This window comes from Verrucosispora sp. TAA-831 (genome assembly GCF_050780145.1).
Classification (GTDB): domain Bacteria; phylum Actinomycetota; class Actinomycetes; order Mycobacteriales; family Micromonosporaceae; genus Micromonospora.
The window spans coordinates 4,825,295-4,848,202 of the sequence record NZ_CP192240.1; the positions used below are offsets into that span (position 1 = coordinate 4,825,295).

Below are 22,908 nucleotides of genomic sequence, written 5' to 3' on the forward strand. Positions count from 1 at the left end.
CGCTCAGTCGATCTCGACGTGGTTGCGGTCCCAGCGACCGCCCACCGGCGGGCTGTCCAACCGCAGCGCGCTCTCGGCGTTGCCGGCGAGGTCGTTGTCCTCCACCCGGCAGGACACGCAGGAGCCCCGCTCGGTGATCCACAGCCCGTGCGTCTGGGTCGGCTCCTCACGGTTGTCCCAGATGCGGTTGCCGCGCACCGACGCGGAGTCGAAGTGCGCGTTGACCACGATGCCGGCGCGCACCGGTGCCGCCGCGGGCAGGTGGTACGTCGTACCCGGGGACGGGACGTCCTGGTTCCACGCGGTCGCCGCGTCCGGTCGCAGCTCGGCCAGGTCCAGGTCCGTGTCGCTGTTGCCGACCACCACCGCGATCCGGGAGCCCACCCGCAGCACCTTGCCCCGGTGCCCGTTGGTCGGCCAGTCCGCCGACCGGTCGGTCACCGCCCGGCGGCCGTAGCGCACCGACTCGCCGGAGCCGGTCGACTCCGGGGCGCACTGCCGACCGTTGTTGCGGATCCGGTTGTCCACGATCGCCGCGTCGACCATCGGCCGGTCGATCCGGATCGCGTCCAGACCGTTGTCCCAGAACTCGTTGCCGCTGATCACCACGTCCGACGACGGGCCCTGGTACCCGGCGCCCAGGTCGTGCTGGTGATAGCCGTACCAGCCGTTGCCGCTGATCCGGTTGCCCCGGATCGCGTACGGCCCGGGGGTGTTGCCCATGCTGATGCCGTCGCGGACGTTGCGGTCGATCACGCAGTCGCTGAGGATGCCGCCCCGACCGGCGATGCCCGCCGTGCCGTTGGCGGAGACGTCGAAGCCGGCCTCCAGGTTCCCGGTGATGGTGCAGGCCGAGACGATCAGCCCGTCGGCACCCCAGTCGGAGATGCCGAACCGGTTGGCCTGGCTGTGACAGCCGAGGATGCGGTAACCGCGCGGGGGTGTCCAGTACGACTTCTGCAACTCCAGGAAGATCCCGTTGGTGCCGTTGCCGAGGGTGGTGCAGTTGGCGATCGTGCAGCGTTCCACCTCGCCCCAACCGCCGATGCCGATGCCGATACCCGCGCCGCCCATCTCCTCGCCGTTGTCCAGCCGTCCGCAGCCGACCACCACCACGCCGTCGATCAGGCTGTCCTGGAGGAAGTCACACCCCAGCCCGGTCGCACCGGTGTGGTGGATGTAGAGGTTGCGGAACACGCCGCGCACCACGTACTGGAGACCGAGCCCCTTGGCCAGATAGCTGTACTCGGCCATGGCCACGCCCGAGCCGTCGATCTCGAAGTCGGCGAAGGTGCAGTCGGCGATGTGCCGGTCTCGATCGGCGCCGTGCTGCACCGTGGTCCAGAAGGCCAGCGGCGTCGGGTCCGCGCGGTTGCCCTCGTTGCTCAGCAGGAAACGGGTGGCGCCCGGTCCCGCGCCGATCAGCGAGACACCGCTGCGCCAGACGGTGCCCGCGTCCCGGATCGAGTAGATCCCCGGCGGGCAGTAGATGACCCGGGCCCGGCCGTCGGCGGCGTACCCCTCGCCGAGCCGGTCGACCAGGGCGGACAACGCCGGTTGGTCGTTGGTGACACCGTCACCCCGGAGGCCGAATTCGTGCGCGTCGCACCAGAGCGGCGCCCCGGCCACCGGGGACAGCCGCTCCCGGGTGGCGATGTACCGGCTCTCCTGCCACACGACGCGCTCCCCTGAAGTCGACGGCCTCCTCGCGAGCCGGGCGCTTTCCCGCTGCGTTGTGCCGGAAACGCGCACCCCCGGGGCGTCGGCGGTCGACGTGCACTCACCGCCGCCGTGGTCGTCGCCGACGCCAGGTCGACGACTCGGAGGTTCGTGCCCGTCTGCCCGGTTCCGTGGGCGCTCGTCGGATGGCCGTGGCCCCCTGCGATCGCGGAATCATCGGCCGGGGCCGGGGGTTGTACATGACATGACCGCGACGCCTCCCCCGGCGCCGCACCCCGGGGACCGGGTCGGAATGACCCCGCACCCCCCGGCGTTACACCTGGCCCGGACGTCGTAGGCAGTCCCCACCGCGCGGACCCCGACGGCCCGGCACATCCCCCGCGGCACACCCGTCCCCCACGGGAGATCGCCGCACACCCCCGACGAAAGGTACAGATCATCATGCGTACCACCATGCTGCGCAAGACCGCTCTGACCATCGCCGCTGCCGCCGCCACCGCCGGAGGCATCGCCGCACCCGCGATCGCCGCCCAGGCCACCCCGGGCGTCCAGGCCGCCGCCGTCGTGCAGGCCGACCGTAAGGGCCACGGCGAGCGTCAACTCGACGTCCGCTACGAAGCCCAGCCCAACTTCTACTACTGCGGCCCCGCCGCCGCCCGCAACGCCCTCAGCGTCCAAGGCAAGAACATCGACGTCCACACCATGGCCAAGGAAATGGGCACCACCGAGAACGGCACCGACTCCATCAACGACATCACCCCCGTCCTCAACCGCGAAACCGGCAAGGACGTCTACAAGTCCGTAGAAATCAGCACCCCCACCGCCGACACCCACCACACCGACAAGCTCCGCCAGGACATCGTCCGCACCATCGACGACAGCCGCGCCGTCGTCGCCAACATCGCCGGCACCACCACCGACACCACCGGCACCACCCACAGCTTCGAAGGCGGCCACTACATCAGCGTCACCGGCTACACCGACAACGGCAACACCGTCACCATCGCCGACTCCGCCAACCCCGACCACGCCCGCTACGACCTCCACATCAACAACCTCGCCAACTGGATCGCCACCCGCGGCTACGCCACCACCCACTGACACCCACAACCACCGACGGCCGGCCCCCACACCAGGGGCCGGCCGTCGGTGCTTGCAAGGAAGGGCCCCCGCCTAACGCCCCACGCATAGCAGGGGACCCCTCCTAACACCCACACCCGCACCCCCGCGTCCACTCTGCGACCGACGGCTTGCACTCATAGCAAGACGGACGTACGGTTTTGTTGACGGCGCGGATCGGCGGTAAGTGTTGCCTAACCACGGCGACCCTCCGGCCGGTGCGACAGACTGCTCAGGACTACTCACGGTCGCTGGTGTGAAGGAGTACGACGTGGCGAGCCTCGACACCTTCGGTGCGAAGACCCAGCTACGCGTCGGAGACGCGAGCTACGAGATTTTCAAGATCAGCCAGGTGGAGGGCCACGAACGGCTCCCCTACAGCCTGAAGATCCTGCTGGAGAACCTGCTGCGGACCGAGGACGGCGCGAACATCACCGCCGAACACATCCGCCAGCTCGGCGGTTGGGACCCGACCGCCGACCCCAACGTCGAGATCCAGTTCACCCCGGCCCGGGTGCTGATGCAGGACTTCACCGGCGTACCGTGCGTGGTCGACCTGGCCACCATGCGTGAGGCCGTCCACGAACTCGGCGGCGACCCCACCAAGGTGAACCCGCTCGCCCCCGCCGAGTTGGTCATCGACCACTCGGTCATCGCCGACCTGTTCGGCCGTGAGGACGCCTTCGAGCGCAACGTCGAGCTGGAGTACACCCGCAACAAGGAGCGCTACCAGTTCCTGCGCTGGGGCCAGACCGCCTTCAACGAGTTCAAGGTCGTGCCGCCCGGCACCGGCATCGTGCACCAGGTCAACATCGAGTACCTGGCCCGCACGATCATGGAGCGCGGCGGCCAGGCGTACCCGGACACCGTCGTCGGCACCGACTCGCACACCACGATGGTCAACGGCCTGGGCGTGCTCGGCTGGGGCGTCGGCGGCATCGAGGCCGAGGCGGCCATGCTGGGCCAGCCGGTCAGCATGCTGATCCCCCGCGTGGTGGGCTTCAAGCTCTCCGGCGAGATGCCGGCCGGCACCACCGCCACCGACCTGGTGCTGACCATCACCGAGATGCTGCGTAAGCACGGCGTGGTCGGCAAGTTCGTCGAGTTCTACGGCCCCGGCGTGAGCGCCGTGCCGCTGGCCAACCGGGCCACCATCGGCAACATGTCCCCGGAGTACGGCTCCACCGTCGCGATCTTCCCGATCGACGCGGAGACCGTGCGCTACCTGGAGCTGACCGGCCGGGACCCGCAGCAGGTCGCGCTGGTCGAGGCGTACGCCAAGGAGCAGGGCCTCTGGCACGACCCGGCCGCCGAGCCGCAGTACTCCGAGCACCTGGAACTCGACCTGGGCACCATCGAGCCCTCGCTCGCCGGACCCAAGCGTCCCCAGGACCGGGTGCCGCTGGGCAGCGCCAAGACGCTGTTCCGCGCCGCGCTCACCGACTACGTCGCGGCCGACGAGACCGGTGGCGACCTTGGCCGTCGTCCCGGCGTGCCGCAGCAGGACAAGCCGTTCGGCACGGCGGGCCCGGCCGACGAGGCCAGCGCCGAGTCCTTCCCGGCCAGCGACGCCCCGGCCAACGAGGTCAACGACCCGGCCGACGCCCCGCGTGACCTGGTCACCGCCGCCGTCGGCTCCGGCGGGCGGGCCAGCAACCCGATCCGGGTCACCGGCTCCGACGGCAGCGAGTACGAGTTGGACCACGGCGCGGTGGTGATCGCCGCCATCACCTCCTGCACCAACACCTCCAACCCGCAGGTGATGATCGGCGCGGCGCTGCTCGCCCGCAACGCCGTGGACAAGGGCCTGAACCGCAAGCCGTGGGTGAAGACCACCCTCGCGCCGGGTTCGAAGGTCGTCATGGACTACTACGAGCGCGCCGGCCTCACGCCGTACCTGGAGAAGCTCGGCTTCCACCTGGTCGGCTACGGCTGCACCACCTGCATCGGCAACTCCGGCCCGCTGCCGGAGGAGGTCTCCGCCGCGGTGAACGAGGCCGACCTCGCCGTGGTGTCGGTGCTCTCCGGCAACCGCAACTTCGAGGGCCGGATCAACCCCGACGTCAAGATGAACTACCTGGCGTCCCCGCCGCTGGTGGTGGCGTACGCGCTGGCCGGCACGATGGACATCGACCTGGCCAGCGAGCCGATCGGCGAGGACAGCGCGGGCCAGCCGGTCTACCTGCGCGACATCTGGCCGAGCACCGCCGAGATCCAGGACGTCATCGCCTCGGCGATCGGCGCCGGCGGGTTCAGCTCCGCGTACGCCGACGTCTTCACCGGTGACGAGCGCTGGCAGTCGCTGCCGACGCCGACCGGGGACACCTTCGCCTGGGACGGCGAGTCCACCTACGTGCGCAAGCCCCCGTACTTCGAGGGCATGCGGCGCCTGCCGACGCCTGTTCTCGATATCGGTCCCGCCAGGGTGCTGGCGAAGCTGGGTGACTCGGTGACCACCGACCACATCTCCCCGGCCGGATCCATCAAGGCCGACTCCCCCGCCGGCGAGTACCTGGCCGGGCACGGCGTGCCGCGGCACGAGTTCAACTCGTACGGTTCGCGTCGGGGCAACCACGAGGTGATGATCCGGGGCACCTTCGCCAACATCCGGCTGCGTAACCAGCTCGTCCCCGGGGTGGAGGGCGGCTTCACCGTCAACCACCTGACCGGCGAGCAGACCTCGATCTACGACGCCTCGGTGGCCTACCAGGAGGCGGGCATCCCGCTGGTCATCCTGGCCGGCAAGGAGTACGGGTCGGGCTCGTCGCGGGACTGGGCGGCCAAGGGCACCATGCTGCTGGGCGTCAAGGCGGTCATCGCCGAGTCGTACGAGCGGATCCACCGCTCGAACCTGATCGGCATGGGTGTGCTGCCGTTGCAGTTCCCGACCGGCGAGAGCGCCGACTCGCTGGGGCTGACCGGCACCGAGACGTTCACCGTCACCGGCGTCACCGCGCTCAACGACGGTTCGACCCCGCGTACCGTGCGGGTCAGCACCGACAGCGGCGTGGAGTTCGACGCGGTGGTGCGGATCGACACTCCGGGCGAGGCGGACTACTACCGGCACGGCGGCATCCTGCAGTACGTGCTGCGGCGCATGATCGCCGGCTGACGCCACGAACGCCGACGGGCGCCCTCCCCGCTCGGGGAGGGCGCCCGTCGTTCGTCGGGCCGAGAGCGCGGGACCCGCCGTCACTCGACGGTGCGAGCACGGGCCTCCCGGATCTTCATCGCGTGCTCCACCACGGTGATCAGCACCTCCTTGACCGACTCCCGGTTGCGAGCGTCGCAGAGCAGCACCGGCACCTCGGGGTCGAGGTTCAGCGCGGCCTGCACCTCGTCGAGGCGGTACGAGCGCGCCCCCTCGAAGCAGTTGACCGCGACCAGGAACGGCGTGCCGCGCCCCTCGAAGTAGTCGATCGAGGGGAAGCAGTCGGCGAGCCGGCGGGTGTCCGCCAGCACCACCGCGCCGATGGCACCGAGCGCCAACTCGTCCCAGACGAACCAGAACCGGTCCTGACCCGGCGTACCGAACAGGTACAGCACCAGATCCTCGCTGACCGTGATCCGGCCGAAGTCCATCGCCACCGTGGTGGTCTGCTTCGCCTCGACGCCGGAGAGGTCGTCGATGCCGACCCCGGTCTCGGTCAGCACCTCCTCCGTGCGCAGCGGGCGCGTTTCACTGACCGCCCCGACCAACGTGGTCTTGCCGACCCCGAAGCCGCCGGCGACCAGGATCTTGATCGCGGTGGGCAGGGCGACCGCACCCGACGGCCGCTCAGAGTGCCCGTAGTCCATTGATAACCGCCTCGAAAATGCTGTGGTCGGGTATGCCGACGGTGGTGTGCGGCTCCCGGATCTGCACCAGACTGCGTGCCACCAGATCGCCGAGCAGGACCCGCACGGTGCCCACCGGCAGGTCCAGGTGTGCCGCGATCTCGGCCACGGACTGGATCCGCTGACAGAGGCCGACGATCGCCAGGTGCTCCGGGCCGAGACCGAGCTCCGGGGAGACGTCCGTGCGGGTCGCCGTCACCAGGGAGATCAGGTCGAACGTGCCGGTGACCGGGCGGGCCCGGCCGCCGGTCACCGCGTACGGACGGACGACCGGACCGGCGTGGTCGTCCACCCACTGGTGGTCCGCGAACTCTCCCTGCACCGTCATCCGGCTACTTCTCCTCGCCGGCCTGCTCGACGGCCCGGGACGGTGACGCGACGTACTTGCCGACCCTGGTGACCAGCATCGCCATCTCGTACGCGATCAGGCCGACGTCGGCGTCCTCGGTGGCCAGCACCGCGAGACAGGCGTTACGGCCGGCGGCTGTGACGAACAGGAAGGACGACTGCATCTCGATGATCGTCTGCTGGACCTGTCCGCCACCGAACCGCTTGCCCGCACCGCGGGCCAGGCTCTGGATACCGGCCGCCATCGCTGCCAGGTGCTCGCCGTCGTCGCGGCTGAGCCCCTGCGACGAGGCCATCAGCAGACCGTCGGCGGACAGCGCCACCGCGTGTTCGGCCTGCTTGACCCGGCCGACGAGGTCGTCCAGCAACCACGTCAGGTCGGCACTCGAAGCCGTCTTCTGCGCCACTTCGTCGTCCTCTTCTCCCCGGCTCTTCGCCGTGCTCATCTGGGCCTGACCGGCGTCGACCCGGGCAACCGGGCCAGCGACACGGATCAGGTCGCCTGTTGGTCGGCGCCGTCGGACCCGTCCTCGGCGCGCCGGCCACCATCGAGCAACCTAGCGGCGTCGGAGCGTCCGCGCCGGGTGCCCGTCTGGTACGAACTCATCATGCGTCGAACCTGTTCTGGTTCGCGGATCACGTCCTCACCGCCGTCGGTCGCCCCGGGCTCGTCGCGCAGCGCCGGGGCAAGACTGGCCTGCCGTACCCGCACCGGCAGACCCGACTCGGTACGCCCCAGGTCGGGCTCGGGCGCCGTCGGCGTACCCGGCTCGGGTGGGGCCGCCGCCGAGGTGGACGGGCCGGTCGGCGCTCCGGGCGCGGCCACGGCGTCGGCCGGCATGCGCAATGGCCGTGCCGGGCCCTCACCCGGCACCGAGGTTACCGGCACCTCGATCGGGATGGTCGGTCCGTCCAGTGCGGACTGGCCGGGCCGACGACGGGACCTGGTCGGCAGACCGGTCGTCTCCTCGGCGGGGGCGGCCGAGGTCTGCACGGCCGGTCCGACCGCCGTCTCCTGCAGCGCGGCGGGCGACGCCACCGCCACCGCTGCGGGTGACCGCTCCTCGCTGCCGGGGCCCGGCCCGGCGGGCAGCGCCGGAGCCTCGTCCCCGGAGTCCGACGGCGGTACGGCCGGCTGTGCGCCGTCCACGATGATCAGATCGCTCGGGACCAGCACCACCGCGGTCGTCCCACCGTACGGCGACTCCTTGAGCTGTACCCGCAACCCGTGCCGGTCGGTCAACCGACTCACCACGTAGAGGCCCAACCGGGACGCGTCGGCGAGGTTGGGTTCGGAGCGGTCCACGATGCGCTGGTTGGCGGCGGCCAGGTCCTCCTCGGTCATACCGAGACCACGGTCCTCGATCTCGATGGCGAACCCGTTGGCGACCACCTGTCCCCGCACCTCGACGATGGTGTGCGGCGGCGAGAACGACAGCCCGTTCTCGATCAGTTCGGCGAGCAGGTGGATGACGTCACCGACGGCCCGTCCGGCCAGCGACACCCCGCTGATCGGGAGCACCTGGACACGGGTGTAGTCCTCGACCTCACCGACCGCGCCACGGACCACGTCCACCATCGGCACGCTGCGGCGCCAGGCCCGGCCGGGCGTGGAGCCGGCGAGCACGATCAGGTTCTCCGCGTTACGCCGCATCCGGGTGGCCAGGTGGTCGACGTGGAACAGGTCCTCCAGTTCCTCCGCGTCCTGCTCCCGGCGCTCCAGCGAGTCCAGCAGGGTGAGCTGGCGGTGCACCAGGTCCTGGGTACGTCGGGCCAGGTTGAGGAAGACGTCGCGCACCGCTCGGCGCAGCTCCGCCTGTTCCACCGCGGTCCGGATGGCGGTCTCCTGCACCACGTTGAACGCCCGGCCCACCTGGCCGATCTCGTCGTCGCCGAAGCGCAGCGGCGGCGCCTCCTTGGCCACGTCCACCTGCTCGCCACGCCCGAGCCGATCGACCACACTGGGCAGTCGCTCGTTGGCGAACTGGAACGCGGCGTCCCGCAGGCGCTGCAACTGCTGTACCAGGGCGCGGGCGGTGGTGACCGAGACGACCACCGAGGCGATGACGACGAGCAGGCCGAGGCCGGCGGCGAGCACCAGCCGGACGATGACGCCGACGGCCACGGGGGTGGCCCGTTCGACCACGTCGTCCCCACCGATGACCACCACGTCGCCGATGTCGATCAGTGCCGGACCAGTGGCGTCGCCCCACGCCTCGGCGCTGAACGGCACCCGGGTGCCGTTGCCGGCCAGCATCACCTGGTTCTCCAGGTCGGCCAGCCGACGGAAGTTCGCCCCGGAGGACACCTGCTGGTACCGGGCCTGGTCCGCCTCCGGCAGCCGGACGACCGCCTGCTCGGCGACGAACCGGCGGGCACCGACGATCCGGGTGAACTCCGCGCGTTCGCTCGAGGTGATCCGGCCGGCGGCCAGCACCCCGGCGAGTAGGGCGTCCTCCTGGGACAACAGTTCCCGGGCCCGATTGAGCTGGATCAGTTGGGTGATGTCTTCGGCGACCTGGTCGTCGTCGAGGTTGCCCAGTTCGTCGTAGACCCGATAGATCGACTCGATCACCTGGGTGAACGCCCCGCCGGCCTCGCCGCGACCGATGTTGCGACGGTCGACGGCGGTCCGGGTGTCCGACAGCGCGGCGAGCCCCCGGTTCAGGTCGCCGATCCGTTGCTGGAGGGAATCACTGCCGAGCAGGCCGACCTGCCAGTGCCCGGCCGACTCCTCGAACTCGGCGGCCAGTTCGTCGGTGCGCTGGCGTACCTGCACGAGTTCACCACGCCCGCGGTCCTCGGGGCGTCCGAGATACGCCAGCGAGGTCCGGCGTTCCAGTTGCAACTGCAACAGCAGCGGCTCGGTGGGGTCGAACACCCGCGCGTCGAGCGCCTGCACGCCGACGAGGTTGACGCCCTCGCGGATGGTCACCCAGGCGGTGAAGCTCCAGAGTGCCACCAGCGAAGCCAACAGGGCCACGATCTTGGTACGCAGATTCGAACTGCGGGAACCCATTACACCGTCCCTGGCCCGGAGCGAGTCGATCGGTCAGTCAGGCGGGCGACACACGCACCGACCCCGGCGCACGCTAACAGCGTCGTCGGAGCAACTCAAGCGCTCGTGATCATGCCCTGGTGGGTGGCCGCGGAGCCCGCACCGCCACGTCCTGCCACACCGGACTCGAACGCCAGACGCCGTGCCGCGAGCACTGCCGCGCGTACCACCAGGACCGGGGTGTAGAGGTCCTTGTCGTGCCACAATGGAGGGTCGTCGACACCCTCGACCTGCAGATGCGGCAACGCCCGGGTGGCGGCCTGCACCGCGCCGGGTCGCCGGGCGCCCGCGCCGAGCAGGACGTGCACGGCGTACGCCGTCTCCTCCGTGGTGGTCGACCACCGTCCCCATCCACCGTCGTCACGCTGGGTGTCGAGCACCCAGCCAACGGCCCGGTCGACGGCCTCCCCGGCGACCTCCGGCGGTGCGTGACCGGCCAGCGCCAGGGCGGCGCAGGAGGTGGCGTAGTACGGCGAGGCGTGCCACCGGTCCGTCCAGTGGCCGTCCGGCTGCTGCACCTCACGCAACCAGCGACCGAGGGCGTCCACCCGGGCGCCGTACCGGTGTGTTCCCTGCCGAGGGTGCCGGGCGTGCCAGCCCAGCGCCTCCAGCACGTGGGCGTTGGTGGTGATCGAGTCGCCGTCCTCCCCGCGCCAGGTGCAGAAATGACTGCCGAGGTCGTAGCGGAACAGGCTGCTCGGGTCGACCGGCCGACCCAGTCGGGCCAGGGCGTACAGGGTGGCCGAGGTGGTGTCCGCGTCGGCCGGCAGCCCCGGCCCGGTCGCCGCGCCGTCCGGTCCGAGCGCGGCGGCCAGCCCGGCCACCAGTGCGGGCGACGGTCGGACCGGTACGCCCGCCCGGATGAGCGTGCCGAGCGTCCAGGACCGCTCGAAGACGGTGATCGGGGTGCAACACGGCACCGGGCCGTCGTGCCGGGCAACCACCTCGTCCAGGTACGCCCGGGCGGCCCGGTCCGGCGTCCGCTGGTGGTTGAGCCACCCGGCCGTGGCGGCGGGTGAGGCGCCCACCGCGCCGTCGATCGGGCGGACCTCCTCGCGGGCCGCGGCGTTCGGTCCCAGCACCTCGTAGGCGTGCCACAGCTTGCGCGGCATCGGGCGGTCGGTGGCGAGCAGGGCGGAGACCGCGTCGAGGCGTCGCCGATCCATTCGCGGTAGCGGAGGCAGGCCGGGCAGCGCCGGGGCGCCCCGGTCGCGCAGCCGGGTCAGGTGCGCGTCGATGCGGCCGGTCAGCGCCGGCACGATCAGGTCGGCGGCCGGGGTGTCCGGCAGCGGCGCGCCGGTCTCCAGCCGTGCGGCCAGCGCGGTCAGCCCACGCGTGGCGGCGTCCACCAGGTCGGACCGCGCCGGGCCGACACGGTCCGCCGGCTCGTCCCGGACCAGCACCGCGATCAGGGCCTCCACCGCGCTCGCCGTCGGCACCAGGCCGTACCCGCCGGGCAGGCCCCAGGCGCCGTCCGCCCCCTGTCGGCCGAGCAGGTACGCCAACCGTCGGCCGTGGCCGCCGAGCCACGGGGCGTCGGCGACCAGGCGACCCGTCTCGTAGACCGAGGCACTCACCTGCCCGGCCGGGACCCGGTCGAGGTCCGCGACCAGGTCGGCGGCCTCATCGGTGAGGCTCTGCGCCGTCTCCGGCCCGGTCACGCCGGTCGCCGTCACGGCGTGCCCCAGAAGTCGGTGGACCGGTGGAAGCCGCTGCTGAAGCCGATCTGCCGAGCCAGGTGGTCGACCGCCACCGGACAGTCGACCCGGAGCGTCGCGAGCTGCTCCCGGGCCTCGGCGACCAGTACGGCGATCCGCTTCTCCACCTCGGCGCGGGACACCAGCAGCAGGGCGTTCAGGTCGCCCCGGCGCAGGTCGCGCTCGTACGTGCCGAGGTCGTCGACCAGGCGCAGGATGCGCTGCACCTGGTCGCTCGCGGCCAGCAGCGCGTCCAGGTGCGCCAGGGTGGCCGGATCGTCGCCGTGGATCCAGTGCACGACGTTGACCACGGTGCAGGCCAGGCTGGCGGCGTTGTCCAGGTACTCCGCGAAGCCGGGCCGCGTGTCCGGCGACTGCTGCCAGTCCCACTCCCGGGCCATCGCGTCGAGTACCTTGCGGGTCTCCTCCCGCCAGCGCTCGCGGTGTGCGGCGAAGGCGGGCACCGTGGCGAGTTCGTCGCGCAGCTCGGCGAGAAGGGCACCGAGTTGGTCACCCTCCTGCGGCGTCGCGCCGTCGACGACCGCCAGGCAGCGGACGGCCAGCCGGTCGATCTCGTCGCGCGAGCGGGCCTCGTGGTCGATCAGCCGGTCCACCGCGAAGCCCCACAGCACCGCCCGGTGGGCGGCCCGGAGCCGATCGAGGTCACACCAGGGCGCGCAGAAGGCGATCGCCATCGCCACGTCGCCGAACAGGGTGGCGTCGAAGGGCCGGGGCGGGAACAGCTCGGGGTACGCGGCGGCCACCGCCGTCAGATCACGCTGCCCCTTGGCGGCGCGGGCGCAGATCCGGCCCTGTTCGGCGGAGTCGGTCATCTGGTCGCCCGGGCCGACCGGCGACACCTCGGTCTCGGCACTCACGCCGCGACACCCTGGGCGGGCCGCAGAATCACCTCGGCGATTCCCGCGTGGAGCCGAACGGCGATCTCGGGAGACGTGCTGAGGTACGGGCGCGGCGCGCCGCGATCGAGCCGGACCACCGCACCCGCAGACTGTTCTCCGAAACCGACCAGTGCCTGACGCAGCAGACTCGGCAACGCACGTCGCAGGGGTATCGATGCCGCTCTCCGGCGTCGGGCGCAGTTCACGTCGTCGGCTCCCAGTTGCACAGGCCCCCGGGGTGGAGGGGCGTCACTCTTCGAAATGCCTCGGTTGCGATGAGCATGACATCGCAATAGCAGTCCTCACTAGTCGCGTGGCGAGGAATGTTCATGGTGGAAATTCCCGGTGTCCACAGAGAAGAGAGCGCTCCGGCACGTCGTCGTCACCCACCGCCGCAGGCGCCCCGGTCCACAGCGGGCCGGTGACCGACATCGACCGCCGGCGCATCGTCCCTGCTCAGTGGGGTTCTACCGCCCCGAACAAGCCGACCGGGCGGACCTGCGGCCCGACTCCTTACGCCGGTGGGCCGACGACCCGCCAGGTGATCTTTGTCATGGCCGGTCCCGACCTCGCGATATAGCCGAGCGCGATCATCCGGCGACCGGACGACACCTGCTCGGCGGGCGCGACGACCGGCCGCCCACACCGGCGGGCTCCGCCCGGAGAATGCGGGCACGACCCGTCTCGCTGTGCCAGGCTCAGGGCATGGACGACAAGACCATCCTGAGCCGGATCTCCGATCTGGTCGACGAGGAGCACCGACTGCGCGCCGAGGCGCAGGCCCACGAGGCGGGCACCGACGACGAGGCCCGTACCCGGCTGCGTGCGCTGGAGGAGTCCCTCGACCAGTGCTGGGACCTGCTCCGCCGTCGACGCGCCGCGCGGCAGGCACACGGCGACCCCGACGCCCAGGGCGCACGCCCGGTGCCCGAGGTCGAGCGGTACCTCCAGTAGGCACCCGCCGGGCTCCGGGTGGCGGCGGGACCGCCACCCGGAGCCCCGTCGTCCGGGCCGACCGACGTCAGTCAGCGCAGACCGGCCTCGCGGGCCAGCAGATCGGTCAGACCGTCCGGCTCCTGAGGCAGGCCCCGGGCGGTGAACCAGGTGGCGACGACCCGTACGTCCCGGGCCAGGAAGTCCCGCCCCTGCGGGTTCGCCACCACGTCGACCACCTGCGGCAGGTCGATCAGGACCAGCCGCCCCTGGTGCACCAGCAGGTTGTACGGCGACAGGTCACCGTGCGCGTAGCCGGCGCGGGCCAGCACCACCAGCGCGTCGACGAGCTGCTCCCACAGCCTGCGCAGCTCGCCCGCCTCGGGGCGCAGCTCGGCCAACCGGGGCGCGGCCCGCCCCTGGTCCGGGTCGCCGAGGAACTCCAGCATCAGCTCGGTGCCGCGCAACTGCACCGGGTACGGCACGGCGACCGTGCCGTACCGTTCGCCGATCTCCCAGAGCCGGGCCAGCGCGGCGAACTCGGCCGCCGCCCACTGCCCGGCGACCATCTGCCGGCCGAACGCGGTCCGCCCGGTCATCGCGCGCATCTCCCGGGAACGACGCACCCGCCGTCCTTCGAGATACCCGGCGTCGCGATGGAAGAGCCGGTGTCGGGGATCGCGGTAGCGCTTCGCCGCCAGCAGGCAGGCCCGATCGGTCTCCGGCACGGCTCGGCGGACCAGATGGACGTCGGCCTCCTTGCCGGTCTTGAGCACCCCGAGTTCGGTGTCCTTGGCGGCCAGCTCGGTGACCAGCCATGCGGGATGGGGTTGCGGGCCGTGCACCGCGTCGTCCCAGGAGGACCAGACCTCGCCGGTCTCCGGGTCGGGCTCGTCGTCCGGATCGGTCGGGGCGGGGCCGGACGGCCGCCCGCGCTTCAGGAAGTGTGGTTCGTCGTCGTCGAAGCGGCGCTTGCCGCGGGCTCGGCGCTGCGGCACCGAGGAGTCGTGATCGCGCACTGCGCTGGTCGTCCCTTGTTCGAGGTGGATGGAGGCAGGAATTGACCTGCGAGAACGGCCATGACCGACCTCCTCTCCTCGACCGGGCGCACGCCCGGCAGCACGATGCGCGGACCATGCTCGTCGCGTCGGCGCGCCGCGGCAACCGGTTTTCGACGTCAGGCGCGGGTACGCCCCGCCGCGCCACCGGTAGCGCCCATGATCGCGGCGATGGCGGCGATCACCGTGTCGACGGTGACCGTCGGCGCGAACCGGGCGTCCGTCCAGGGCCGCCCCCGGTGCAACCAGATGCTGGGCAGACCGACCGCGGTGGCGCCGCCGATGTCGGCCTCCGGACCGTCGCCGATCACCCAGGCGCCGCGCAGCGGCATCCGGGCCCGTTGGGCGGCCAGCGCGAAGATCCGCGGGTTGGGCTTGCTGACCCCGGCCTCCTCGGAGATCACCCAGTCGGCCACGTACCGGTCCAGGCCGGTACGTCGGATCTTGGTGTCCTGTTGGCGGACCGCGCCGTTGGTGACCACCACGGGCATCCAGCCGGCGTCGTCGGCGATCCGCAGCGCGCAGGCGACCAGCGGATCGAGCCGGGTGAACTCGACGACGCCGTCGTGCAACTCCTCGACCAGATCGATGGAGGGCATCCGCAGGCGGTACCGGTCCCGGATGGCGTCCGCGACGTCCCACCGATCGGTCAGCCCGTCGGCGTCGATCGACAACAGCCATTCGATGTCGTGTGCGGGCGCGCCGATGCCGTCGAGGAAACGCTCTGCCCAGGTGCGGAACGGCCCGGCCCGGTCGAGCAGGGTGTTGTCCAGATCCAGCAGGAGCAGCGGCACTCGGGCACCTTACGGGAATCCGGTACCCGCCCGACAGGCCCGGAGGTTACGCGGTGATGTCGTACCGGCACCGACCCTGACCGGAACCCGATTTCCAAGCCGTACGTACGGTTTGCGTTACCCCGGGTGAGCTGACACGATCGTGACGTGCCCAGAGTAAGTCAGGACCAGCTCGACGCCCGTCGACACGAGATCCTCACCGCCGCGCGCGCCTGTTTCGCCCGGCACGGCTACGAGGGCGCGACCGTGCGGCGGCTCGAGGAGGCGACCGGACTGTCCCGAGGTGCGATCTTCCACCACTTCCGCGACAAGGACTCGCTCTTCCTGGCCGTCGCCGAGGACGACGCGGCGACCATGGTGGAGACCGTCGCCCGCAACGGTCTGGTCCAGGTCATGCGGGACCTGTTGGCCCGCGCGGTCTCCCCGGACACCACCGGATGGCTCGGCAGCCAACTGGAGGTCTCCCGACGGCTACGGACCGATCCGGCCTTCGCCAAGCGATGGGCCGAGCGTTCGGCGGCGATCGCCGAAGCCACCCGGGAACGCCTGGCCCGGCAACGCGAGGCCGGAGTGCTGCGCGAGGACGTACCCATCGACGTGCTGGCCCGCTTCCTCGAACTCGCCTACGACGGCCTGGTCCTGCACCTGGCCATGGGGCGACCCGCCGGTGACCTCGGTCCCGTCCTCGATCTGGTCGAGGAAGCCGTCCGCCGCCGCTGAACGGCCGGTAACGGCGCGATAACCCCGCCGTCCCGGCCTCGGCACGGTGGCGTCCGCGCTCCACAATGAGTGCGCGTCCCCTTCGCGCGACAGGAGCAGGCCATGACGGATCCCGTGGCGGACTTCCACACCTGGGGCATTCCCAGCCGCACCTTCCTGTTTCTCTACCTGGCGGCGGCGCTCGTCCTCGTCGTCGGCACCCTGATCCACCGCCGGGCGGTGCTGTCCGGCCGCTCCTCGCCCCCCGCCGACCAGCTCGGCCCACAGCAGGTCGCCTACCTCAACGGCGGCGAGAACCTGGCGGTCTGGACCGCCATCGGCGCGCTGCGCGGACAGGGCGTGATCGGGGTCGACAAGCAGCACCGGCTGACCGCCGACGCCGCCCTGCCTCCCGGCGCGACCCCGCTCGACCGCGCCGTCCACCACGCCGCCGGTCAACGCCTCCCCGCCCGCCGGGTCATCGCGACCGAGTGGGTGAGCCGGGCACTCACCGAGCTGCGGGACGACCTGGACCGGCACGGACTGCTGGTCACCCCGGAACAGCGGACGGCCCTGCGGATCGGCCCGCTGCTGATGGCCGCGCTGTCCGCAGTCGGCATCGCGCGCATCTTCGCCGGCGTGGCCAACGGGCGACCGGTCTGGTATCTCATCGTCGTCGTCCTCGCACTGAGCGTGCTGAGCACCCTGCTGTTCGCCCTGGTGCCCCGACGGACCAAGGCCGCCGACGCGGCGCTGCGGTTGCTCCGCATGCGCAACCACCACCTGGCACCCCGCAGCAATCCGTCGTACGCCACCTACGGTGCTGCCGGCACCGCGATGGCGGTGGCCCTCTACGGCAGCGCCACGATCTGGGCCATGGACCCCACCTTCGCCCAGCAGGCCGAGCTCCAGCGCCAGGCGGCGACCGGCACCAGCGGTACCGCCGCCTGCGGCGGTGGCAGCACTGCGGGCGCGAGCGACAGCGGCGGCGGCTGCGGTGGCGGTGGCGGAGGCGGCGGCGGGTGCGGCGGCGGTGGGTGCGGCGGATGACCGGCCCGCACGGGGTGGGCATCGGCTGGCGGCCGGAGATCGCCGGATTCGTCGCCGATCTGCCCGGCCTGCGTTTCGTCGAGGTGGTCGCCGAGGGGGTGTCCCCCGCCGACCCACCGGACGGGTTGGTCGCGCTGCGTCGACGCGGCGTGACGGTGGTGCCACACGGGGTACGACTCTCCCTCGGCGGCACCGAACCGGTCGAGCCGGCCCGGGTGGGCCACCTGGCGGCGGTCGCCGAACTGGTGTCAGCGCCTCTGGTCAGCGAACACATCGCCTTCGTCCGGGCCGGTGGGCTGGAGGCCGGGCACCTGCTGCCGCTGCCCCGCACCCGCGAGGCGGTCGACGTGGTCTGCGCCAACGTCGCGCGAGCCCGGGCCGACCTGCCGGTGCCGATCGCGCTGGAGCCGATCGCCGCGCTGTTCGACTGGCCGGACGACGAACTCGACGAGGCCGACTTCCTCACCGAGATCCTGGACCGCACCGACGCGCTGCTGCTACTCGACATCGCCAACGTGCACGCCAACGCCCGTAACCGGGCCACCGATCCGCTGGACCTGCTGGACCGGCTGCCGTTGGAGCGCGTCGCGTACGTGCACGTCGCCGGTGGCGCCGACCACGGTGGCTTCTACCACGACACCCACACCGACCCGATCGGTCAGGACGTCATCGACCTGCTCGCCGAGTTGTGCGCACGCCAGCGGCCACCGGCGGTCATGCTGGAGCGCGACGGGCACTACCCACCCGCCGCCGAGCTGCACGCCGAACTGGACGCCATCGCCACCGCCTGCGGATTCCCGGTGGTGACGTGAGCGCCGACGCCGACGAGCCGCCCACGCCGGGCGACACGCTGGCCGAGCGACAGGCACGACTGGTGGCCGCGCTGGTGGCCGGTGGCCCGCCGCCTCCGGGGTTCGCTCCCGCACCGCTGGCCGCCGCGCGCGCGGCACTGCTGCGCAAGCGGGCCGGTGAGGTCGCCCGGCACTGGCCGCTGCTCAGCGCCGCCCTGGGCGCACGCTGGCCGTCGACCTTCCTCACCTGGGCCGCCGACCGGCCCACCGGTGGCGGCCTGCGCGACGGTTGGGACCTCGCCCGCGCGTTGCGCGACCGCGCCGAACTGCCACCGCTGGGCGCCGAGGAACTCGCCGTGCGGGAGGCCACCCTGCGCTACGACGGCCGGCGGGCACCACGCCCCCGCCGATCCCCCGCACTCGCACGCGTCGACGGCGCTGTCGCGGTCCAACTAGCCGGCCGCGTACGCCTCCTCCGGACGTAAGGAAGGGCACCCTGCTAACGCCTGCGGTATAGGAAGGGCCCCCTCCTTACATCCGGGCCAGCGGCGGTGCGCGGACCCGGGGATGCCGGACGTGCACCGGCTGCGGCAGGATCGGTGGCATGGATCTAGGACTCACCGACCGGGTGTACGTGCTCACCGGCGCCTCGCGCGGCCTCGGTCACGCCACGGCACGGTGCCTGGTCGCCGACGGCGCCCGGGTGGTGCTCTCGGCCCGGCACGCCGACACGGTGGCCGCCGCCACCGCCGCCCTCGGCGGACCGGAGCACGCCGTCGGCATCACCGCCGACCTCACCGACCCGGATACGCCCGAACGGCTGGTGCAGGCCGCGCACCAGCACTTCGGCCGACTCGACGGCGCCCTGGTGTCGGTGGGCGGGCCGCCTCCCGGCAGCGCCGCCTCGGTCGACGACGACCAGTGGCGAGCGGCCTTCGAGACCATCTTCCTGGGCAGCGTACGAACGGTGCGCACGGTGGCCGGGGCGCTGCCCGGCGGAGGCGCCATCGCACTGGTGCTGTCCACCTCGGCGCGGGGCCCGGTCACCGGGCTGGGCATCTCCAACGGGCTGCGCCCCGGTCTGGCCGGGGTCGCCAAGGACGTCGCCGACGAGTACGGCCCTCGGGGCGTACGGGTGGTCGGGCTGCTGCCGGGACGGATCATGACCGACCGGAACCGGGAACTCTTCGCCGCCAGCGGCGACCCCGAACGGGCCCGTGCCGAGGCCGAGGCCGGCATCCCGCTGCGCCGCATCGGCGACCCCGACGAGTTCGGGAGGGTGGCCGCGTTCGTGCTCTCCCCGGCCGCGAGCTACCTGACCGGGGTCACCATCCCGGTCGACGGCGGCGCGCTGCGGGGCCTGTGACCAGGCAACCGGAGAGCGGCCAGCCGGAGACCGGGCGGCCTGGGGCCGGGCAGCCGGGCGACGGCCCGAGCCGGCGCACTCGCCGCGCGGCGGAACCGGGTCCCGGACCTGCGCCGCGGACCGGTCGCGTGGACCAGGGGTACCGGCCGACCCGCGAGGAGTTGGCGGCGGCGGTGGACCGGCTGCTGCCGGACGTCATCGTGCCCGGGTTGGACGTACTGTTCGTCGGGATCAACCCCGGGCTGTGGTCGGCCGCGACCGGCTGGCACTTCGCCCGCCCCGGCAACCGGTTCTGGCCGGCACTGCACCGGGGCGGGTTCACTCCGCGCCTGCTGCATCCCAGCGAGCAGGACGAGTTGCCGGGGCTCGGGCTGGGCATCACCAACGTGGTGGCCCGGGCCAGCGCCCGCGCCGACGAACTGTCCGCCGCCGAACTGGTGGACGGGGCACGGGAGCTGACCGGCAAGGTGGCCGCGTACCGACCGCGTTGGGTGGCGGTGGTCGGGGTGACCGCGTACCGGATCGGTTTCGCCCGCCCGAAGGCCACCTTCGGTCTGCAGCCCGAGTCGCTGGCCGGCGCCCGTCTCTGGGTGCTGCCCAACCCGAGTGGCCTGAACGCCCACTACACCCCGCAGGCGCTTGGTGCCGCCTTCGCCGAACTCCGCGAGGCGACGAACCGGCAGTGAACGGCGGTCAGTTGGCGGCGGCGGGCGGCAGCGCCTCGTCCGCGAGGTACTCCCGCGACGGGATGATCACCGGCTCCATCATGGCCTGGTCGGTGTGCGGGGTCGGCGAGTCGGCGACCGCGAACTGGGTGCGGTACAGCTCGGCGTAGAGGCCACCGACGGCGACCAGCTCGTCGTGCCGCCCACGCTCGACGATGCGGCCCTCGTCGAGGACGAGGATCTGGTCGGCGTCGCGGACCGTGGAGAGCCGGTGCGCGATGACCAACGCGGTACGCCCGGTCAGCGCCACCGCCAGCGCCCGCTGCACCGCCGCCTCGCTCTCCGAGTCGAGGTGCGCGGTCGCCTCGTCGAGGATCACGATCGACGGTGCCTTGAGCAGCAGCCGGGCGATCGCGATGCGCTGCTTCTCGCCGCCGGAGAAGCGGTAGCCGCGCTCGCCGACGGTGGTGTCCAGCCCGTCGGGCAGCGCCCGGACCAGGTCGGCGACCTGCGCGCCGGCCAGTGCCGCCCACAGCTCGTCGTCGGTGGCGTCCGGCTTGGCGTAGCGCAGGTTCTCGGCGATCGTCTCGTGGAACAGGTGCGAGTCCTGGGTGACCACACCGATCTCGTCCCGCAGCGAGTCGAGGGTGGCGTCGCGTACGTCGACGTCGCCGACCAGCACCTGACCGTCGCTGACGTCGTAGATGCGGGAGATCAGCATGGACAGCGTGGACTTGCCCGCGCCGGAGGGCCCGACCAGGGCGACCATCTGCCCGGGCTCGACCCGGAAGGAGACGCCCTTGAGCACCGGTTCGTTGACCGTACGGTCCAGCGTGGCGACCTCCTCCAGCGACGCGAGGGAGATCTCGGCGGCGCTCGGGTAGCGGAAGCGCACGTCGCGGAACTCGACCCGGCCGGCGTCGCGGGGCACCGGGACGGCGTCGGGCCGCTCCTTGATCGCCGGGTCCAGGTCGAGCACCTCGAAGACCCGGTCGAACGAGACCAGCGCGCTCATCACGTCGACCCGGACGTTGCTCAGCGCGGTGAGCGGACCGTAGAGCCGGGTGAGCAGCAACGCGAGCGTCACAACCGTACCGGCGCTGACCTCGCCGGTGACCGCCAGCCATCCGCCGAGCCCGTAGGTGAGCGCCTGGGCCAGCGAGGCGACCAGCAGCATCGCCACGAAGAACGTCCGCGAGTACATCGCGGAGGTGATGCCGATGTCCCGGACCCGCTCGGCGCGGGCGGCGAACCGGCCGGCCTCGGCGTCGGGACGGCCGAAGAGCTTCACCAGCAGCGCGCCCGCGACCCCGAACCGCTCGGTCATGGTCGCGTTCATCTTGGCGTCGAGGTTGTACGACTCGCGGGTGATCTCGGCCAGCCGCCGGCCCACCCGGCGGGCCGGGATGATGAACACCGGCAGCAGCACCAGCGACAACGCGGTGATCTGCCAGGAGAGGGTGAGCATCACGGCGGCGGTGAGCAGCAGTTGGATCACGTTGCTGACCACGCCGGAGAGCGTCGAGGTGAAGGCCCGCTGGGCACCCATCACGTCGTTGTTGAGCCGGCTGACCAGCGCACCGGTCTGGGTGCGGGTGAAGAACTGCAACGGCATCCGCTGCACGTGGTCGTAGACCCGGGTACGCAGGTCGAGGATGATGCCCTCGCCGATGCGCGCCGAATACCAGCGCTGCGCGAGGGAGAGCATCGCGTCGGCGACGGCCAGGCCGGCGATGAAGAACGCCAACCGGATCACCAGCGCGCCGGCCTCGGAGCCGCCCCGGGTGATCGCGTCGATGACCTGACCGGCGAGCAACGGGGTGGCCACCCCGATCACCGCCGCGACGATCACGGTCAGCAGGAACACGACGATGTCGCGCCGGTACGGCCGGGCGAACGCCACGATCCGCTGGGCGACCCCGCGCTGCAACCGGTGACTGGAGATCTCGTCACCGTTACGCATCGATCGCAGCATGCTCCAACCGCCCATGCCGCCGGCGGCCATCGGGTTGGACACACACACCTCCGGGAAGGGCCTCAGTACGCCGTCGGGTCAATTCTCCCGACAGCTACGACAACCTCGTGAGTAACCCGGATCTTCCCGAACGGTCCTTACTATTCTGCGTACCCGGCGAGATCGCGGATCCGTCGGGTCTGTGCCTCCCGCTCGGCCCGCTGCTGCTCGGCGTGCGTCCGCCCGGACGCACCGGCGAGCAGCGCCTTGATCTCCACCACCGCGTCACGCTGGTGCGCCACCAACCCGGCGGTGAGGTCGCGCACCGCGTCGTCCAGCTCCGCGTTCGGCACCACCAGGGTGGCCAGGCCGAGCCGGTCCGCCTCGGCGGCGTCCATCCGCCGGGCGGTGGTGCAGATCTCCAGCGCACGGGCGTAGCCGACCAACTCCACCAGGCGCTTCGTGCCGGCCAGGTCCGGGACCAGGCCCAGCGTCACCTCGGCCATGGACAGCTTCGCGTCCTGCGCCAGCACCCGCAGGTCGCAGGCGAGGGCGAGCTGGAACCCGGCACCGATGGCATGCCCCTGCACGGCCGCGACGGAGATGACGTCCGGACGGTGCAGCCAGGTGAAGCCGCCCTGCAGGGCGGCGATCCGGTCGGCACACTCCGCCTCCGGCAGCGCGGCCAGCTCGGCGAACGATCCCGGCCCGGTGGCGCCCACGACCGCCAGGTCGAGGCCGGCGGAGAACGCCCGCCCCTCACCCCGGACGACCACGACACGTACGTCACCGGGCAGGTCCCGGGAGAAATCGCTCATCGCGCGCCACATCGACGGGGTCTGCGCGTTGAGCACGTCGGGCCGACACAGGGTGACCGTGGCGATCGGCCCGTCACACTCCAGCCGGACCCCGGTCGCCTCGGTGGTCACCGGGCGGCCCGGGTCGCGGTGGTGGTGTACG

20 protein-coding genes are annotated in these 22,908 nt (G+C 72.0%); 9 read left to right on the plus strand and 11 right to left on the minus strand.

Going from position 1 to position 22,908, the window contains the following annotated elements; genetic code table 11:
• Window positions 1-3: 3 nt before the first annotated feature.
• On the minus strand, window positions 4-1,677 hold the full coding sequence (locus tag ACQVFL_RS21350) for a right-handed parallel beta-helix repeat-containing protein (protein WP_396698559.1): 1,674 nt from the start codon (window positions 1,675-1,677) through the stop codon (window positions 4-6).
• A gap of 444 nt (window positions 1,678-2,121) precedes the next feature.
• Here ACQVFL_RS21350 and ACQVFL_RS21355 point away from each other — a divergent pair, with 444 nt between their 5' ends.
• Both ACQVFL_RS21355 and ACQVFL_RS21360 read left to right on the plus strand, forming a co-directional pair.
• Window positions 2,122-2,781, plus strand: a complete 660-nt coding sequence (locus ACQVFL_RS21355; RefSeq protein ID WP_431727463.1) for a C39 family peptidase — start codon at window positions 2,122-2,124, stop codon at window positions 2,779-2,781.
• A 274-nt stretch (window positions 2,782-3,055) separates the two neighbouring features.
• A complete protein-coding gene (locus tag ACQVFL_RS21360) occupies window positions 3,056-5,911 on the plus strand; it encodes an aconitate hydratase (protein ID WP_431727464.1) in 2,856 nt (951 codons plus the stop codon).
• An 80-nt stretch (window positions 5,912-5,991) separates the two neighbouring features.
• On the opposite strand, the gene ACQVFL_RS21365 is transcribed toward ACQVFL_RS21360, so the two are convergent.
• The 6 genes from ACQVFL_RS21365 to ACQVFL_RS21390 form a co-directional block, all read right to left on the minus strand.
• Window positions 5,992-6,597: a GTP-binding protein gene (locus ACQVFL_RS21365; protein WP_396692762.1), complete on the minus strand. Its 606-nt coding sequence runs from the start codon at window positions 6,595-6,597 to the stop codon at window positions 5,992-5,994.
• A complete protein-coding gene (locus ACQVFL_RS21370; RefSeq protein ID WP_396692764.1) occupies window positions 6,578-6,964 on the minus strand; it encodes a DUF742 domain-containing protein in 387 nt (128 codons plus the stop codon). Before ACQVFL_RS21370 ends, ACQVFL_RS21365 begins: the two co-directional genes overlap by 20 nt.
• Before the next feature lie 4 nt (window positions 6,965-6,968).
• Window positions 6,969-7,391 (minus strand): roadblock/LC7 domain-containing protein, encoded by a 423-nt coding sequence (locus ACQVFL_RS21375; protein WP_431727465.1) that lies wholly within the window; start codon window positions 7,389-7,391, stop codon window positions 6,969-6,971.
• A gap of 86 nt (window positions 7,392-7,477) precedes the next feature.
• Window positions 7,478-10,003 (minus strand): nitrate- and nitrite sensing domain-containing protein, encoded by a 2,526-nt coding sequence (locus ACQVFL_RS21380; protein WP_431727466.1) that lies wholly within the window; start codon window positions 10,001-10,003, stop codon window positions 7,478-7,480.
• Between the two features lie 95 nt (window positions 10,004-10,098).
• Complete coding sequence (locus tag ACQVFL_RS21385) at window positions 10,099-11,718, minus strand: prenyltransferase (RefSeq protein ID WP_431727467.1); 1,620 nt, start codon at window positions 11,716-11,718, stop codon at window positions 10,099-10,101.
• Entirely contained in the window at window positions 11,715-12,617 is a 903-nt protein-coding gene (locus tag ACQVFL_RS21390; protein ID WP_396692771.1) for a terpene synthase family protein, read from the minus strand. The genes ACQVFL_RS21385 and ACQVFL_RS21390 overlap by 4 nt, the downstream gene beginning before the upstream one ends.
• A 726-nt stretch (window positions 12,618-13,343) precedes the next feature.
• Here ACQVFL_RS21390 and ACQVFL_RS21395 point away from each other — a divergent pair.
• On the plus strand, window positions 13,344-13,592 hold the full coding sequence (locus ACQVFL_RS21395) for a DUF2630 family protein (protein WP_396692773.1): 249 nt from the start codon (window positions 13,344-13,346) through the stop codon (window positions 13,590-13,592).
• A 71-nt stretch (window positions 13,593-13,663) separates the two neighbouring features.
• Here ACQVFL_RS21395 and ACQVFL_RS21400 read toward each other — a convergent pair whose 3' ends face one another.
• Together ACQVFL_RS21400 and ACQVFL_RS21405 are read right to left on the minus strand one after the other, a co-directional pair.
• Window positions 13,664-14,590, minus strand: a complete 927-nt coding sequence (locus ACQVFL_RS21400) for an RIO1 family regulatory kinase/ATPase (RefSeq protein WP_396692774.1) — start codon at window positions 14,588-14,590, stop codon at window positions 13,664-13,666.
• A 158-nt stretch (window positions 14,591-14,748) separates the two neighbouring features.
• A complete protein-coding gene (locus tag ACQVFL_RS21405; protein WP_396692776.1) occupies window positions 14,749-15,423 on the minus strand; it encodes an HAD family hydrolase in 675 nt (224 codons plus the stop codon).
• A gap of 147 nt (window positions 15,424-15,570) precedes the next feature.
• Between ACQVFL_RS21405 and ACQVFL_RS21410 the strand changes: the two genes are divergently transcribed.
• From ACQVFL_RS21410 to mug, 6 genes are all read left to right on the plus strand, one after another.
• Window positions 15,571-16,143, plus strand: coding sequence for a TetR/AcrR family transcriptional regulator (locus ACQVFL_RS21410; protein WP_396692777.1), 573 nt, complete (start codon window positions 15,571-15,573; stop codon window positions 16,141-16,143).
• Between the two features lie 102 nt (window positions 16,144-16,245).
• Window positions 16,246-17,172 carry a TIGR04222 domain-containing membrane protein gene (locus ACQVFL_RS21415; RefSeq protein ID WP_431727468.1) on the plus strand — a complete coding sequence of 309 codons (927 nt, stop codon included), beginning with the start codon at window positions 16,246-16,248 and terminating at the stop codon, window positions 17,170-17,172.
• Window positions 17,169-17,984 (plus strand): DUF692 domain-containing protein, encoded by an 816-nt coding sequence (locus ACQVFL_RS21420; RefSeq protein WP_396692781.1) that lies wholly within the window; start codon window positions 17,169-17,171, stop codon window positions 17,982-17,984. The genes ACQVFL_RS21415 and ACQVFL_RS21420 overlap by 4 nt, the downstream gene beginning before the upstream one ends.
• Window positions 17,981-18,448 carry a hypothetical protein gene (locus ACQVFL_RS21425; RefSeq protein ID WP_396692783.1) on the plus strand — a complete coding sequence of 156 codons (468 nt, stop codon included), beginning with the start codon at window positions 17,981-17,983 and terminating at the stop codon, window positions 18,446-18,448. Before ACQVFL_RS21420 ends, ACQVFL_RS21425 begins: the two co-directional genes overlap by 4 nt.
• 119 nt (window positions 18,449-18,567) lie before the next feature.
• Window positions 18,568-19,329: an SDR family oxidoreductase gene (locus ACQVFL_RS21430; protein WP_431727469.1), complete on the plus strand. Its 762-nt coding sequence runs from the start codon at window positions 18,568-18,570 to the stop codon at window positions 19,327-19,329.
• 128 nt (window positions 19,330-19,457) lie between these two features.
• A complete protein-coding gene (gene mug, locus ACQVFL_RS21435; protein WP_431727470.1) occupies window positions 19,458-20,015 on the plus strand; it encodes a G/U mismatch-specific DNA glycosylase in 558 nt (185 codons plus the stop codon).
• 7 nt (window positions 20,016-20,022) lie between these two features.
• Here the strand turns inward: mug and ACQVFL_RS21440 are convergent, their stop codons facing one another.
• Both ACQVFL_RS21440 and ACQVFL_RS21445 read right to left on the minus strand, forming a co-directional pair.
• Entirely contained in the window at window positions 20,023-21,999 is a 1,977-nt protein-coding gene (locus tag ACQVFL_RS21440; protein ID WP_396693494.1) for an ABC transporter ATP-binding protein, read from the minus strand.
• Between the two features lie 110 nt (window positions 22,000-22,109).
• Window positions 22,110-22,877: an enoyl-CoA hydratase/isomerase family protein gene (locus tag ACQVFL_RS21445; RefSeq protein ID WP_396692786.1), complete on the minus strand. Its 768-nt coding sequence runs from the start codon at window positions 22,875-22,877 to the stop codon at window positions 22,110-22,112.
• Window positions 22,878-22,908: the final 31 nt, after the last annotated feature.